The sequence below is a fragment of the Aeromicrobium yanjiei genome, assembly GCF_009649075.1.
GTDB classification, from domain to species: Bacteria; Actinomycetota; Actinomycetes; order Propionibacteriales; family Nocardioidaceae; genus Aeromicrobium; species Aeromicrobium yanjiei.
Window position 1 is genome coordinate 2,534,349 of record NZ_CP045737.1, and the last position, 14,880, is coordinate 2,549,228.

The 14,880-nt window shown below is 67.9% G+C and carries 19 protein-coding genes and 1 pseudogene; 4 read left to right on the top strand and 16 right to left on the bottom strand.

The genetic code is table 11. The features are described 5' to 3' along the window. Positions 1-6: 6 nt before the first annotated feature. The 3 genes and pseudogenes from GEV26_RS12420 to GEV26_RS18175 form a co-directional block, all read right to left on the bottom strand. Positions 7-273: a hypothetical protein gene (locus GEV26_RS12420; RefSeq protein ID WP_153653469.1), complete on the bottom strand. Its 267-nt coding sequence runs from the start codon at positions 271-273 to the stop codon at positions 7-9. A gap of 42 nt (positions 274-315) precedes the next feature. After that, entirely contained in the window at positions 316-1,122 is an 807-nt protein-coding gene (locus GEV26_RS12425) for a 3-hydroxyacyl-CoA dehydrogenase family protein (protein ID WP_243838739.1), read from the bottom strand. Between the two features lie 151 nt (positions 1,123-1,273). Then, positions 1,274-1,513: pseudogene (locus GEV26_RS18175) on the bottom strand (3-hydroxyacyl-CoA dehydrogenase family protein); the annotation flags it as partial. An 89-nt stretch (positions 1,514-1,602) separates the two neighbouring features. Here GEV26_RS18175 and GEV26_RS12430 point away from each other — a divergent pair. Next, positions 1,603-2,013 carry a hypothetical protein gene (locus GEV26_RS12430; RefSeq protein WP_194839846.1) on the top strand — a complete coding sequence of 137 codons (411 nt, stop codon included), beginning with the start codon at positions 1,603-1,605 and terminating at the stop codon, positions 2,011-2,013. Beyond that, positions 2,010-2,687 carry an endonuclease NucS gene (nucS, locus tag GEV26_RS12435; RefSeq protein ID WP_153653473.1) on the top strand — a complete coding sequence of 226 codons (678 nt, stop codon included), beginning with the start codon at positions 2,010-2,012 and terminating at the stop codon, positions 2,685-2,687. The genes GEV26_RS12430 and nucS overlap by 4 nt, the downstream gene beginning before the upstream one ends. Before the next feature lie 119 nt (positions 2,688-2,806). On the opposite strand, the gene GEV26_RS12440 is transcribed toward nucS, so the two are convergent. Continuing rightward, positions 2,807-3,340: a ferritin gene (locus tag GEV26_RS12440; RefSeq protein ID WP_309222068.1), complete on the bottom strand. Its 534-nt coding sequence runs from the start codon at positions 3,338-3,340 to the stop codon at positions 2,807-2,809. A 55-nt stretch (positions 3,341-3,395) separates the two neighbouring features. Between GEV26_RS12440 and GEV26_RS17905 the strand changes: the two genes are divergently transcribed. Further along, positions 3,396-3,560: a hypothetical protein gene (locus GEV26_RS17905; protein ID WP_194839847.1), complete on the top strand. Its 165-nt coding sequence runs from the start codon at positions 3,396-3,398 to the stop codon at positions 3,558-3,560. A gap of 192 nt (positions 3,561-3,752) precedes the next feature. Here the strand turns inward: GEV26_RS17905 and GEV26_RS12445 are convergent, their stop codons facing one another. Next, a complete protein-coding gene (locus GEV26_RS12445; RefSeq protein WP_153653475.1) occupies positions 3,753-5,741 on the bottom strand; it encodes a protein meaA in 1,989 nt (662 codons plus the stop codon). Between the two features lie 91 nt (positions 5,742-5,832). Between GEV26_RS12445 and GEV26_RS12450 the strand changes: the two genes are divergently transcribed. Beyond that, the gene (locus GEV26_RS12450) at positions 5,833-6,405 is read left to right on the top strand and encodes a cob(I)yrinic acid a,c-diamide adenosyltransferase (RefSeq protein WP_153653477.1); all 573 of its coding nucleotides are present in this window, start codon (positions 5,833-5,835) and stop codon (positions 6,403-6,405) included. Between the two features lie 85 nt (positions 6,406-6,490). Here GEV26_RS12450 and GEV26_RS12455 read toward each other — a convergent pair whose 3' ends face one another. The 11 genes from GEV26_RS12455 to GEV26_RS12505 form a co-directional block, all read right to left on the bottom strand. Then, positions 6,491-6,742 (bottom strand): hypothetical protein, encoded by a 252-nt coding sequence (locus GEV26_RS12455; protein ID WP_153653478.1) that lies wholly within the window; start codon positions 6,740-6,742, stop codon positions 6,491-6,493. Between the two features lie 136 nt (positions 6,743-6,878). Then, positions 6,879-7,325, bottom strand: coding sequence for a DUF2550 domain-containing protein (locus GEV26_RS12460; RefSeq protein WP_153653480.1), 447 nt, complete (start codon positions 7,323-7,325; stop codon positions 6,879-6,881). A gap of 21 nt (positions 7,326-7,346) precedes the next feature. Further along, positions 7,347-7,742, bottom strand: coding sequence for a F0F1 ATP synthase subunit epsilon (locus GEV26_RS12465; protein WP_153653482.1), 396 nt, complete (start codon positions 7,740-7,742; stop codon positions 7,347-7,349). Beyond that, positions 7,742-9,193, bottom strand: a complete 1,452-nt coding sequence (atpD, locus tag GEV26_RS12470) for a F0F1 ATP synthase subunit beta (RefSeq protein ID WP_153653484.1) — start codon at positions 9,191-9,193, stop codon at positions 7,742-7,744. The genes GEV26_RS12465 and atpD overlap by 1 nt, the downstream gene beginning before the upstream one ends. 5 nt (positions 9,194-9,198) lie before the next feature. Then, entirely contained in the window at positions 9,199-10,131 is a 933-nt protein-coding gene (locus GEV26_RS12475) for a F0F1 ATP synthase subunit gamma (RefSeq protein ID WP_153653486.1), read from the bottom strand. A gap of 2 nt (positions 10,132-10,133) precedes the next feature. Then, on the bottom strand, positions 10,134-11,774 hold the full coding sequence (gene atpA, locus GEV26_RS12480) for a F0F1 ATP synthase subunit alpha (RefSeq protein WP_153653488.1): 1,641 nt from the start codon (positions 11,772-11,774) through the stop codon (positions 10,134-10,136). Positions 11,775-11,826: 52 nt separating this feature from the next. Next, complete coding sequence (locus GEV26_RS12485; protein ID WP_153653490.1) at positions 11,827-12,627, bottom strand: F0F1 ATP synthase subunit delta; 801 nt, start codon at positions 12,625-12,627, stop codon at positions 11,827-11,829. Next, the gene (locus tag GEV26_RS12490; RefSeq protein WP_153653492.1) at positions 12,627-13,166 is read right to left on the bottom strand and encodes a F0F1 ATP synthase subunit B; all 540 of its coding nucleotides are present in this window, start codon (positions 13,164-13,166) and stop codon (positions 12,627-12,629) included. Before GEV26_RS12490 ends, GEV26_RS12485 begins: the two co-directional genes overlap by 1 nt. Before the next feature lie 23 nt (positions 13,167-13,189). After that, complete coding sequence (gene atpE, locus GEV26_RS12495; RefSeq protein ID WP_153911113.1) at positions 13,190-13,378, bottom strand: ATP synthase F0 subunit C; 189 nt, start codon at positions 13,376-13,378, stop codon at positions 13,190-13,192. Between the two features lie 107 nt (positions 13,379-13,485). Then, on the bottom strand, positions 13,486-14,286 hold the full coding sequence (atpB, locus tag GEV26_RS12500; RefSeq protein ID WP_243838745.1) for a F0F1 ATP synthase subunit A: 801 nt from the start codon (positions 14,284-14,286) through the stop codon (positions 13,486-13,488). Between the two features lie 181 nt (positions 14,287-14,467). Further along, complete coding sequence (locus tag GEV26_RS12505) at positions 14,468-14,872, bottom strand: Cg1360 family ATP-synthase-associated protein (protein ID WP_153653498.1); 405 nt, start codon at positions 14,870-14,872, stop codon at positions 14,468-14,470. Between the last annotated feature and the right edge of the window lie 8 nt (positions 14,873-14,880).

Here is a 14,880-nt window from a genome sequence, read left to right on the forward strand (position 1 = left end):
TCGGTGTCAGTGGCGCCGCGCCCAGCACGCGGTGTGCCAGTGGCGTCGTTCGTCGATCGCAGCCTCGCTCAGCAACGCCTTCTCGACCGGCCAGACCACCAGGTGGCCCAGGCCGCGGCCGATCAGCTGGGAGCACCCGGGACAGCGGTAGTCCTTCATGGACGAGCCACGGGTCGCGCGCACGTACCACTCGCCGTCAGCCTTGCGCTCACGCTGCTCGGGGGCGGCCCGCAGCGGCGGGGTCGACGGTCGGGCGACACGTCGACGGGGCATGGCTGCAGTCTACGGAGCGCGCCGAGGACGGTCCTCGGACCCTCAGTACGTGTGGAAGCCCGCACCGGTCTTGCGACCGAGCTTGCCCTCGGACACCAAGCGCTCCAACGTCGCCGCCGGCCGCCAGCCCGCGTGACCGAAGGTGTCGAGCAGCGAGCGCTGGATCGCGAGCGACACGTCGTTGCCGACCACGTCGAGCAGCTGGAACGGCCCCATCGGCAGCCCCGTCGCCTTGAGCGCCTCGTCGATCTCGTCCAACGGCGTGCCCTGCGCCTCGTGCAGCCTGATCGCGTCGTTGAGGTAGGGGAACAGCAGTGCGTTGACGATGAATCCGGCCCGGTCGCCGCACGACACCGGGTGCTTGCCGGTGGCGAGGCACAGCGCCCGCACGGTCTCGTCCACCTCGACCGAGGTCTCGTCGGCCGTCACGACCTCGACGAGCTTCATGACCGCGGCGGGGTTGAAGAAGTGCATACCGATGACGTCCTGCGGGCGCTGGGTGGCGGCGGCGCAGGCGTTGATCGACAGCGAGGAGGTCGTCGTGGCGAGGATCGCACCCGGCTTGGCGATGCGGTCCAGGTCGGCGAACAGCTCGAGCTTGATGTCCAGGTCCTCGGCGATGGCCTCGACGATGATGTCCGCGTCGGCCAGCGCGGAGCGGTCGGTTGCGCCGGTGAGGCGCGCGAGCACCGCTGTCTTGCCGTCCTCGTCGAGCTTGCCGCGGGAGACCGCCTTGTCCAGGCTCTTGGTGATCGCGGCGACGACGCCGGCGACCTTGTCCTCGCCGCGACCGACGAACGTCACGGCGTACCCCGCCTTGGCGAAGACCTCGACGATCCCCGACGCCATCCATGGTGCCGGTGCCGACGACCCCGACGCGCTCGATCGAGTGGCGCAGCTGCGGGGCGTCCGCGCCGGCGGCATCGACGGAGGCCGCGAACGTGCGGCCCTGCTCGGCGTTCGCGACGAGCACGGCGGCCGGCTGGTGGAGCTCGTCGCCGGTCTCGGCGTACAGCTTGTCCAGTCCCGTCACGACGGCCTGGGCGCCCCAGGCGTCCACCAGGGCCAGGGGCCCGATCGGGTAGCCACATCCGAAGCGCATCGCGGCGTCGATGTCGGGCGCCGTGGCGTAGCCGCTCTCGTACATCGTGGCCGCGTGGTTGAGGTACGGCAGCAAGAGCGCGCGTGCGATGTCGGCGGGTGCGTCACCGGCCGAGAGGCGATCGACGATTTCCTGCATGGCTACTCCTCAGTAATAAGACGGTCGTGACACACTAACGGCTCACTGCAGCTGGCCAATATGGGAGAACGATGAAACAACGTGTGACGATGGCCACAGCCGCGATCGGCCTCGCCCTGACGGCCCTGGCCGGATGCGGCTCGGACTCCGAGGGCACCAGTGACGGCCCCTCAGGCGGTGGCGAGGTGACGTCGCCCGCCGCGACGTCGACGCCCACCCCGGCGATCACGACCGAGGCCCCCTCGGTCGACCCCGAGGCCGACGGCGCCGCTGCCCTGCGCGGCGACTGGGAGATCCCCTCCGAGGACTACGTGCTGCACCTGATCGAGGACGGCACCTTCGTGCAGGACTACCAGGGCATCAAGGACTTCCGGACCGGCAAGTGGTCCGTCGAGGGCGACACGATCTCGCTCGTGGGCGATGACGGTGACACCGACAAGGGCACGATCAAGGGCGAGACCCTGGTGTTCACGCTCGGTACGGCCACGAGGGTGAAGTGAGACTGGTCATCGCCCGCTGCCAGGTCGACTACGCAGGACGGCTCGCCGCCCACCTGCCGCTGGCCACCCGGCTCATCATGGTCAAGAACGACGGGTCGGTGCTCATCCACTCCGACGGCGGCTCCTACAAGCCGCTGAACTGGATGAGCCCGCCGTGCACGCTCCGCGAGGGGATCTCCGACGACGGCGTCGCGGAGTGGACCGTCACGGCCGGCAAGACCGACGACACGCTGCGCATCCGCATCGAGGAGGTCCTGCACGACTCCGCATTCGACCTCGGCGTCGATCCGGGCCTGCAGAAGGACGGGGTCGAGAAGCACCTGCAGGAGCTGTTGGCCGAGCACACCTCGGCCCTGGGCGCGGGCATGAGCCTGGTCCGGCGCGAGTTCATGACGGCGATCGGCCCGGTTGACCTGCTGTGCAAGGACGCGGCCAACGCCTCGGTCGCGGTCGAGATCAAGCGCCGCGGCGACATCGACGGCGTCGAGCAGCTGACCCGCTATCTCGAGCTGATGAACCGCGATCCTGCGCTGCGTCCGGTGCGTGGCATCTTCGCAGCACAGGAGATCAAGCCGCAGGCGCGCGTGCTCGCGCACGACCGAGGCATCGAGTGCGTCGTCGTCAACTACGACGAGCTCCGCGGCATCGACGACCCCAGCCTCCGCCTGTTCTGACCCCCGGCCCCGGCCCCGCCGGCGGCCCCGCCCCGCCCAGATTTGCGGACTCCTGCACGTTTCTACGGCGTAGAAGCGTGCAGAAGCCCGCAAATCGGGGTCGGGGTGGGGGTGGCTGGCTACGCGCCGGCGATCGGGGGCGCGGTCGGGTCGTCGCCCGCGGCCTTGTCCTCGCGGGCGATCCAGTCCTCGATGCGCTCGTAGTCGGCCTTCGAGCGGGTCACGACCGCCAGCAGGTCGCTCATCTTCGACAGCTCCTCGACCTGCTCCTTGATGAACCACTGCATGAACTGGTCCGAGGCGTAGTCGTGGTTCTCCCGCGCGATACGGGTCAGGTCGTTGATCTGCGCCGTCACGCGCTTCTCCTGCTCCAGCGCCGCGGCGACCGGCTCGACGACGTCGCTGAAGTCGATGCGCGGTGCGGGCAGGGCCGGGATGACCGGGACGTGGTCGGCGTCCAGGAGGTACTGGACCATCATCATCGCGTGGTCCCGCTCCTCGCGGGCCTGCTGATAGAACAGCGCCGCCATCTGGGGCATCGTGAGCGCGTCGTAGTAGGTCGCGATCGCGACGTACTGCTGGTGCGCCGCGAACTCGTGGCCGATCTGCTCGTTGAGCCGCTCGACGAATGCTGGTGCTGCCATGTGTCCCATGCCTCCATTGTCATGCGTAAGGCAAGCCTCACCTCACGCTGGTACCGTGTGCGTCGTGCCCAAGTCGCCGAAGAAGAAGTGCTGCAGCGACAAGCCTGCCTGCAAGCGCTGCCCTCTTCGGATGCTCAAGGAAGGCACGCTGCCCGAGGGCTACACCGTCAAGAAGCGCAAGCTGGTCAAGGTCAAGAAGGACAAGACCAGGGCCGACGTCGCTGCCTGACGACGCGAGCCTAGGACACCGTCCGCCCCGCTCGCCACGTAGGAATGGCTAGCCTCAGCCCGCCCCCCGGGTCCCAGGTTTCCCAGGAGAACCCCGGAATCCTGCACCTCTCCCCTGTCGTACGCGGGGTGAGGTGACGGGAACCGGGGTTCTCTTGGGAAACTGCGGCCGGCCGGCGGGCCGGGGCGGGGGTCAGGCGAGGCCGCGGGCCTTGCGGATCTCGTCGACGATCCGGTCCATGATCGACGTCATGCCGAAGTCCTTGGGCGTGAACACCGCAGCGACCCCGGCGGCCTCCATGCGACGACCGTCCGAGTCCGGGATGATGCCGCCGACGATCAGCGGTACGTCGTCGAGACCGGCCGCGGCCATCTCCTTCTGCACCTCGGGCACCAGCTCCATGTGGGAGCCGGACAGGATCGAGAGACCGACCGCGTGCACGTCCTCGGCCACTGCCGCGGCGACGATCTGCGCGGGGGTGAGCCGGATGCCCTGGTAGACGACCTCGAAGCCGGCGTCACGGGCCCGGACGGCGATCTGCTCGGCGCCGTTGGAGTGCCCGTCCAGACCGGGCTTGCCGACGAGGAAGCGCAGGCGCGTGCCCAGCTGCTCGCCCGTCTCGCGGACGCGCTCGCGCACCGCCGTCAGCTCGGCGCCGGCCTCGGCGACGCTGGCGACGCCGCTCACGCCCGTGGGCGCGCGGTACTCGCCGAACACCTCGCGCAGCGCACCTGCCCACTCGCCCACCGTCGCGCCCGCGCGTACGGCCTCGAGGGTCGCCGCCATCAGGTTGGCGTCGGTCTTCGCCTCACGCTGGAGGCGGTGCAGTGCCTCGTCGACTGCCGCCTGGTCGCGCTGCGAGCGCCACGCCTGGACGTCGGCGACGGCATTGGCCTCGGCCTGCGGATCGGCGGTCATGATCGCGGTGTCCAGATCCGCCGTCAGCGGCGACGGCTCGGTCTCGACGTAGGAGTTGACCCCCACGACCTTCATCTCACCGGCCTCGATCTTGGCCCGGCGCTCCGAGTGCGATCCCACGAGCGCCTGCTTCATGTAGCCGGACTCGACCGCCGCGACGGCGCCGCCCATGGCCTGGACGCGGTCGATCTCGGCCTTGGCGCCCTCCACGAGCTCGGCGACCTTGGCCTCGACCACGACCGACCCCTCGAAGATGTCGTCGTACTCCAGCAGATCGGACTCGAACGCGAGCACCTGCTGCAGACGCAGCGACCACTGCTGGTCCCACGGCCGGGGCAGCCCCAGCGCCTCGTTCCACGCGGGCAGCTGCACGGCCCGGGCGCGGGCGTCCTTGCTCAGCGTCACGCCCAGCATCTCCAGAACAATCCTCTGGACGTTGTTCTCCGGCTGCGCCTCGGTCAGGCCCAGCGAGTTGACCTGCACGCCGTAGCGGAAGCGTCGCATCTTGGGATCCTGGACGCCGTAGCGCTCGCGGGTGATCTCGTCCCACAGCCGCCCGAAGGCGCGCATCTTGCACATCTCCTCGACGAACCGGACACCGGCGTTGACGAAGAACGAGATGCGCCCGACGACCTTCTCGAACTCCTCCTGCGGCACCTGGCCTGAGTCGCGTACGGAGTCCAGCACCGCGATCGCGGTCGTGAGGGCGTACGCGAGCTCCTGCGTGGGCGTCGCACCGGCCTCCTGCAGGTGATAGCTGCAGATGTTGAGCGGGTTCCACTTGGGGATCGTCGTGACCGTGTACGCGATCATGTCCGTCGTCAGCCGCAGCGACGGCGCGGGCCCGAAGACGTACGTGCCTCGGGACAGGTACTCCTTGATGATGTCGTTCTGGGTCGTGCCCTGCAGCTGCGACGGATCGACGCCCTGCTCCTCGGCCGCGACCTGGTACATCGCGAGCAGCCACATCGCGGTGGCGTTGATCGTCATCGAGGTGTTCATCGTCTCGAGCGGGATGTCCTGGAACAGCCGGCGCATCGCCCCGAGGTGCGGGATCGGGACGCCGACCTTGCCGACCTCTCCCCTGCTGAGCTCGTGGTCCGGGTCGTAGCCGGTCTGGGTGGGCAGGTCGAACGCCACCGACAGCCCGGTCTGGCCCTTGGCCAGATTGCGTCGGTACAGCGCGTTCGACTCCGCCGCCGAGCTGTGGCCGGCGTACGTGCGCATCACCCAGGGCTTGTCGGGCGCAGTCTTGTCAGGCATGGGGGTCAGGCTACCGCCCGGTAGCTGCGGGGGTCACGAGTTCGATGGGGCGTCATGGCTCACACCCCGTGGACGTCCTAGTATCGCGAGCATGGTCAACCTGACACGGATATACACGCGTACCGGCGACGACGGCACGACGAACCTCGGCGACATGAGCAAGACCAGCAAGCTGGACCTGCGCCTGGCCGCCTACGCGGACGTCGACGAGGCGAATGCGCAGATCGGCTTCGCGATCGCCGTCGGCGGTCTCGACGAGGACGTCGTCGCAGTGCTGACGCACATCCAGAACGATCTGTTCGACGTCGGCGCCGACCTGTCGTGCCCGGTCGTGGAGAACCCCGAGTACCCGCCCCTGCGCGTCGAGGCGGACTACGTCGACCGCCTCGAGGCCTGGTGCGACCACTACAACGAGCAGGTGCCCAAGCTGCGCTCGTTCATCCTGCGAGGCGGCACCCCCGCCGCGGCGGCCGTGCACATCGCGTGCACCGTAACGCGGAGGGCCGAGCGCTCGGCCTGGGCAGCGATCGCGGAGCACGGGGACACCATGAACGCGCTGACCGCCAAGTACCTCAACCGCCTCAGCGACCTGCTGTTCATCCTCGGTCGCTACGCCAACCGGGAGACGGGCGACGTGCTCTGGGTCCCGGGCGGCGAGCGCTGACCGAGCAGACAAACCGCGCAAACGCCGACGCGCGGCTCACCGGCATCATGCCGGGAGCCGCGCGCGGGTGTGGTGCGGTGTGGGATCAGTCCCAATCGATGCGCTGGGTGGAGTAGCCACCACCGCTGCCGGCCGCGGGGGCCGGGGCGTCCCAGTCGATGGCCTTGCCCGGGGCGTCCCAGTCGATGACGCGAGGGGTGGAGATCTTGGGAGCGAATCCCTTGACCTTGACGACCGACTTCTCCGACGGAGCAGCTGCGGAGGCGCCGGTGGCCGGGCCGAGGCCGATCACGGCGATGGCTGATACGGATGCGGCAACAACGAGACGCTTGAACACAGGGCACCTTCTTGTTCCAAAGGGACTCGCCCCGAACTCGGGTCGAGAAGAACTGTCTTGATTCTCCCCCGCAAATCCGGCGCCCGTCAACCACAACGCAGGAATCGTACAGGTGTACAGAGTCCCCCGCGGGGGCTCAGAGCACCTTGTTGACCCGCTGACCCGGAGGCGACGACTCCAGCCAGGACAGCAGGCCGGTGAGCGCATGCGGGCTCATGGCCAGCTGCCGCACACCGGACGCATTCTCCGTGCTGACGATCAGGTGGCCGGCCTGCACCGCGTGCACCTCGCTGCCGACCGGGTCACGACGACCGTCGATCCGGACGTCGCCCCGCGTGAAGCGGTAGCGCGGGCGCATCGACACCGAGAACGTCCGGAACCATTCGAGCTCCGTGTCGCGGTAGACCGCGAGCCCCAGCATCCAGCCCTTCGCCGGCACCGACGCGCTCCGGTTGACGCTCATGTCGAACGTCCCTCCGGACCGCGCCAGCAGCCGACGTCGGAACAACAGCCAGATGACCAGCAGGACGACCGCAGCCACCACGAACGCGAGGGCATCGACCATCCACCACCACAGGGGCACGGCGATCTCCCTCCTAGAGCGTCAGGACGCCTTGTCGACGAGGCGCAGCTTGGCCTCCGCGCGCAGGACGGCATCAGCGTCCTCCGCAGCGGTCGCTGCCTCCAGCTCGGACTTGACCGCAGCCGCGTCGATCTCCGAGGCGAGGAACGCATCCTCGCTCAGGATCGACACGTGGTCGTCCGCCACCGACAAGAATCCCTCGCCGACCGCGGCCCTGACGACGTCCTCACCCTCGAGAGGGTGGATCTCGACGACACCGGGGACGAGCACCGACAGGAGCGGCGCGTGGCCCGCCAGCACGCCGAGGTCACCCTCGACGGTGCGGGCGATGACCTCGCGCGCCTGACCCGACCACACGACGCGGTCGGCAGCCACCAGCTCGATCTGCAGCGAGGACGTTGAATCGTTCGCGGCCATCAGAGGCTCTTCTGGATTTCTTCCCACTTCTTGTCGACGTCTTCGAGACCGCCGCACATGAAGAAGGCCTGCTCAGCCACGTGGTCGTACTCACCGTCACAGATCTTGGTGAAGCCGTCGATCGTCTCGTCGATGGAGACGGTCGAGCCCTCGATGCCGGTGAACTGCTTGGCCACGTAGGTGTTCTGGGACAGGAAGCGCTGGATGCGACGCGCGCGGGACACGAGCGTCTTGTCCTCCTCGCTGAGCTCGTCGACACCGAGGATCGCGATGATGTCCTGGAGCTCCTTGTTGCGCTGCAGGATGCTCTTGACGCGGTTCGCGGTGTTGTAGTGCTCGGCGCTGATGTAGCGCGGGTCGAGGATCCGCGACGTCGAGGTCAGCGGATCCACGGCCGGGTAGATGCCCATCGAGGCGATCTCACGGTTGAGCTCGGTCGTCGCGTCGAGGTGAGCGAACGTCGTCGCCGGAGCCGGGTCCGTGTAGTCATCGGCCGGCACGTAGATCGCCTGCAGCGAGGTGATCGAGTGACCACGCGTCGAGGTGATGCGCTCCTGGAGCACACCCATCTCGTCGGCCAGCGTCGGCTGGTAGCCCACGGCCGAGGGCACACGGCCCAGCAGCGTGGAGACCTCGGAGCCGGCCTGCGTGAAGCGGAAGATGTTGTCGATGAACAGCAGCACGTCCTGCTTCTGGACGTCGCGGAAGTACTCGGCCATCGTCAGGGCCGACAGGGCGACGCGCAGACGCGCTCCCGGCGGCTCGTCCATCTGGCCGAAGACGAGGGCGGTCTGTCCGAGGACGCCGGCCTCCTCCATCTCGACGATGAGGTCGTTGCCCTCGCGGGTGCGCTCACCCACGCCGGCGAACACCGACACACCACCGTGGTCGCGGGCCACACGGGCGATCATCTCCTGGATGAGCACCGTCTTGCCGACGCCTGCACCACCGAAGAGGCCGATCTTTCCGCCCAGCACGTACGGCGTCAGGAGGTCGATGACCTTGATGCCGGTCTGGAACATCTCGGTCTTGGACTCGAGCTGGTCGAAGTCGGGGGCCTTGGCGTGGATGCCACGACGCTCCTTGACCTCCCACACCTCACCCTCGGCGAGGTTCATGACGTCGCCGGTGGTGTTGAACACCTTGCCGAGCGTCTCGTCGCCGACGGGCACCATGATCGGTCCGCCGGTGTTGATGACCGTCGCGCCACGGACGATGCCGTCCGTGGGGCGCAGGCTGATCGCGCGGACCAGGCCGTCACCGATGTGGAGGGCGACCTCGAGGGTCAGCGTCTCCTTGACGCCGGCCACCTCGGTGTCGACCTTGAGCGCGTTGTACATGTCCGGGATGGCGTCGCTCGGGAACTCGATGTCGAGCACCGGGCCGATGACGCGCGCTACCCGGCCCGTGGCCAGCTCGGTGGTCTGGGTCTCTGCGGTGTTGGTAGTCATCTCTCTCACTCACTCCCAGCGGAGGCGTCAGCAAGCGCGTTGGCGCCGCCCACGATCTCGCTGATCTCCTGGGTAATACCGGCCTGGCGGGCCTGGTTGGCTGTTCGGGTGTACTTCTCGATGAGGTCCTGCGCGTTGTCCGTGGCCGACTTCATGGCCTTCTGCCGTGCCGCCAGCTCCGAGGCCGAGGCCTGCAGCAGGCAGTAGTAGATCCGGCTGTGGATGTACTTGGGCAGCAGCGCGTTGAGCACCTCGTGCGCGGACGGCTCGAACTCGTAGAGCGGCAGGACGTCGTCCTCGGCCGGAGCCTCGGTGCCCGCCACGACCTCGAGCGGGAGCAGACGGATGACGTCCGGCTCCTGCGTCAGCATCGACTTGAACCGGGTGAAGACCACGTGCAGCTCGGCTGCCGCGACCTCGGGGTCGATCGTCTCCCCCTCGGACTCGTCGATGTGGAACGTCCGGACCAGCGTGTTGCCGATCTCCTTGGCGTTGGCGTACTCCGGCTTGTCGGAGAAGCCCGTCCAGGACTGCACGTACGGACGGTCGCGGAAGTTGTAGTACGCCTCGGCCTTGCGGCCCGAGAGGTACAGGTCGACTTCCTTGCCCTCGCTCTGCAGCTTCTCGACGAGGCGCTCGGCCTCCTTCATCACGGACGCCGAGTAGGCGCCCGCGAGACCACGATCGCTCGCGATGACCAGCACCGCTGCCTTCTTGGGGTCCGCCTTCTCCGTCGTGAGCGCGTGCTCGACGTTGGAGAAGGTGGCCACGGCAGACACGGCGCGCGTGAGCTCACGGGCGTACGGCGCTGCTGCCGCCGCCCGCTGTTGCGCCTTGATGATGCGCGACGCAGCGATGAGCTCCATGGCGCGGGTGATCTTCTTGGTCGCCTGGGTGGACCTGATCTTCGCGCGTAGCTCGCGTACCGATGCTGCCATCGTCAGCCCCGCTTCTGCTTGACGATCTGCTCCTGCGAGACGTCTTCGTCGGTCAGCGGGTCGAACTCTTCGTGACCGGCCTTGATCGAGTGGCCCTCAGAAGTCTCGAACTGATCGGTGAACGAGTCGTACGCAGCCTCGAGAGCCTGCTTGTTGTCGTCCTCGAACTTGCCCGTCTCGCGGATCGCCGCGAGGACGTCGCTGTGCGAGCGCTTCAGGTAGTCCAGGAACTCGGACTCGAAGCGGCTGATGTCCTCGACCGGAACGGCGTCGAGCTTGCCCGACGAGGCGGCCCAGATCGAGACGACCTGGTTCTCCACGGGGAACGGAGCGTACTGACCCTGCTTGAACAGCTCCATGATGCGCTGACCACGGGCGAGCTGCTGCTTGGACGCGGCGTCGAGGTCCGAGGCGAACATCGCGAACGCCTCCATGGCGCGGTACTGCGCGAGCTCGACCTTCAGCGAACCGGTGACGGCCTTCATCGACTTCTGCATCGCTGCGCCACCGACCCGCGACACCGAGATGCCGACGTCGACAGCGGGACGCTGGTTGGCGTTGAACAGGTCCGACTGCAGGAAGATCTGGCCGTCGGTGATCGAGATGACGTTGGTCGGGATGTAGGCCGACACGTCGTTGGCCTTCGTCTCGATGATCGGCAGACCGGTCATCGAGCCGGCGCCCAGCTCGTCGCTGAGCTTGGCGCAGCGCTCGAGCAGACGCGAGTGCAGGTAGAACACGTCGCCCGGGTACGCCTCGCGTCCCGGCGGGCGACGCAGCAGCAGCGACACGGCGCGGTACGCCTCAGCCTGCTTCGACAGGTCGTCAAAGATGATGAGGACGTGCTTGCCCGCGTACATCCACTCCTGGCCGATGGCCGAGCCGGTGTAGGGGGCGAGGTACTTGAAGCCGGCCGAGTCCGAGGCGGGAGCCGCGACGATCGTCGTGTACTCCAGCGCGCCGGCCTCTTCGAGCGCTCCACGCACGGCGGCGATGGTCGAGCCCTTCTGACCGATCGCGACGTAGATGCAGCGGACCTGCTTGGTCGGATCGCCCGACGCCCAGAACTCCTTCTGGTTGATGATCGTGTCGATCGCGATCGCGGTCTTGCCGGTCTGGCGGTCGCCGATGATCAGCTGGCGCTGGCCGCGGCCGATGGGCGTCAGCGAGTCGATCGCCTTCAGGCCCGTCATCATCGGCTCGTGGACGCTCTTGCGCTGCATCACGTTGGGAGCCTGGAGCTCCAGCGCGCGACGCTTGTCGGTCTTGATCTCCCCGAGGCCGTCGATGGGCTTGCCCAGCGGGTCCACCACGCGGCCGAGGTAGGCGTCACCGACGGGGACCGAGAGGACCTCGCCCGTACGACGGACGGTCTGTCCCTCCTCGATGCCGGAGAACTCACCCAGGATGACGACGCCGATCTCGCGAACGTCCAGGTTGAGCGCCAGGCCCAGGGTGCCGTCCTCGAACTCGAGGAGCTCGTTGGCCATGGCCGAGGGAAGACCCTCGACGCGGGCGATGCCGTCACCGGCGCTCGCCACGATGCCGACCTCTTCGGTCGATGCAGCGCTGGGCTTGTAGTCGGCCACGAACTTCTGCAATGCGTCGCGGATCTCGTCCGGACGGATCGTGAGTTCCGCCATGTGTCTGCCTGCCTTCTTGGATTTGGAGAAAGTGCTGTCGGGGAGGGTGTTACTAGCCTGCAAGGCGCCTACGGGCGATCTCAAGGCGGGTGGACATGGAGCCGTCGACAACCTCGCCGGCGACGGAGACGGTGATGCCTCCGATGACCGCTGGGTCGATGACGATGTTCAGGTGGATGTCGCGCCCGTACTTCGCGGCCAGGGCGGCGGCGAGACGCTCCTCCTCGCCGGCGTCGAGCGCCGTGGCGACCCGCACCTCGGCGAGCAACCGGTTGCCACGAGCGGCTGCGGTCTCGGCGAACGCTGCGAGCGCCCGCTCGAAGGACCCGGTACGTGCCGCGACGGCCTGGCTGGTGAGGGCCAACGTCGTGCCCGTGACCTTGTCGCCGAGCAGATCGACCAGCAGCTGCGTCTTGGCCGCCACGGGCAGAGCCCGGTCGGAGACGGTCTGGCGCAGCTCGGCGTCGGACCGCACGAGGCGGCCGACCTCGAACAGCTCGGTCTCGACCGCGCTGAGCTCGCCCGCGGCGTCAGCCGCAGCGACCAGGGCGGTCACCCCGGCCAGCTCGAGACCGTCGCTCATGTCGCGACCCGAGGCCCACCGTCCGGTGGCCGCGATCTCGACGATCCTGGCCGCGTCCGGGCTGACCCGCGGGCCGAAGACCTGCTGGGCCAGTCCGGCCCTGGCCGGCGACTCGGTGGACGGGTCGGTCAGCACGCGACGCAGGACAGGGTTCTGGTCGAGCACGGCGACGACGCCGAACAGCTCACCGCCGAGGTCACCCAATCCGGACGTGACCGCGCCGACGGCGGCCAGGACCTCGTCGAGGGACTTCGCTGAAATGCCTCGCATCAGTTCGCCGACTCCTCGAGCTCGGCGATGAACCGCTCGACCGTACGCTTCTGAGCCGCGGAGTCGTCGAGAACCTCGCCGACGATGCGACCTGCGAGCGCGGTGGCCATGGATCCGACCTCACCCTTGAGCTGGGCGAGGACCTGAGCACGCTCGGCCTCGACCTGCGCGTGCGCGGTCGAGGTGATGCGCTCGGCCTCGGCCTGGGCCTGGGCCCGCAGCTCGGCGATGATCTGGGCCCCCTGCTCCTTGGCCTCCTCGCGGATGGCGGCAGCTTCCTGACGCGCTCCGGCGAGCTGGGCGGTGTACTCCTCGAGAGCGGCCTTGGCTTCCTTCTGGGCAGCCTGGGCCTCCTCGATACCGCCTTCGATGGCCGCGGTGCGGGCGGCGTACGCCTTCTCGAAGTTCGGGACGACGTACTTCCAGATCGCGAACACCACGATCGCGAAGACGACCAGACCGAGGACAAGCTCGCTCCATTCGACCGCGAGCGGGCTGTGCTCTTCACCCTCGGCAGCTGCGAGCAGTGTCGTAAACATGGCGATTCCTGTCGGCTACTGGATCAACTGAGGACGAAGGCGAGCGCGATGCCGATGATGGCCAGCGCCTCCGCGAGGGCGAAGCCCAGAATGGCGATTGCCTGCAGGCGAGCCTGCGCCTCGGGCTGACGTGCGACGCCGTTGATGTAGGCGGCGAAGATCAGGCCGATGCCGATGCCAGGACCGATCGCGGCGAGGCCGTAGCCGATCATGTTCACTGAGCCGTTGAGAGTGCCGTCCACGGCATTTCCTTTCGTTGTGACGCAACTGTTGCGCCAAGGGGAGGAGCTATGAAGTTGTAGGTCTGGGGTGATCTTTGTCAGTGCTCGTCGGCGAGCGCGCCGCCAATGTACATCGCGGTGAGCAGCGTGAAGACGTACGCCTGCAGGAACATGACCAGCAGCTCCAGGAAGCTCACGAGGATGCCGAGGATGAACGACAGGATGCCGACGGGGGCGTACGCGAGCTTGTCGGACTCGAAGATGAGGTAGGCCGCGCCGGTCGAGAACAAGATGAGCAGCAGGTGGCCGGCGAACATGTTCGCGAACAGACGAAGGGCCAGCGTGGCGGGCCGCACGACGATGTTGGAGAGGAACTCGAGCGGGATGAGCAGGACCAGGATCGGGCCCTTCATGCCGCCGGGAACGGTCTGGCGACGCAGGTAGCCGAAGAATCCGTGGCGGGCGATGCCCACACCGTTGTAGACGAACCAGGTCAGGGCCGCGAGGCCATAGACGTAGCTGATGCGCGAGAACGTCGGGAACTGCAGGAACGGGAACACGCCGTAGTAGTTGTTCACGAAGACGAACAGGAACAACGAGAACAGGTACGGCACGAACTTCATGAAGTCCTGCGTGCCGATCGAGTCACGGGCGATGCCGTTGCGGACGAAGCCGTAGACGGCCTCGCCGGCGAACTGCAGGCGGCCCGGGACGACGGCGGCCGGGCGGGCCATGACGTACGTGACCGCGATGATCAAGACGCCGGACAGGACGATCAGGAGCATCGACTTGGTGACGTCGAGGCCACCGATGCTGAACGCGGGCGGGAGCTGGAAGTTGCCCGGACCCGGGGCGGTGAAGCCTTCGGCTACGAAAGTCAGCGATGCTGCGGTCGTCACGTACATACCCTTCAGATGGCGCGGTCACTAGTCGGTGCGGCTACGGCCTGCGTCATGCTATGCGGAACCGGCGGCCCCGCTGGCGTCAGTGGCCCGCGGTGCTGTCTGATGCCACAAGGGACGCGACTCCACGACCAAGTCTTGGTTGTTCCCGTCCTTGCGCGCTCAGGTTATCAGGCCCTCAGCGTTCGCTGTCGTCCAGGTCGTAGGTGGGGATCCTGGCCCGCTGCGACGCGCGCACCTGCAGGAACGTCCACGCGAGCGTGGCGACGATGACGGTGGCGCCCAGCGATCGACCATCCAGGTGTGCGCCCACGCCGTCGCGGTCGAACAGGACCGAGAACAGGGCGAGCAGCGCGATCACCTTGGTGAGGAAGAACATCATCGCGACGATCAAGGACAGGTGCGGGCTGACCTTGGTCACGGGGCCGAGGGCAGCCGGACTGGAGGCGAAGAACAGGCAGACGATCACTCCGCCCACGAGCGCGCCGGCGACTCCGTCCCCGCCCTCGCGCAGCCCCGCCACGACGGCACAGAGCGCCGTCACGACCAGAGTTGGCAGCACCACGGTGCGCAGCGTGGTCATCGGGTGTT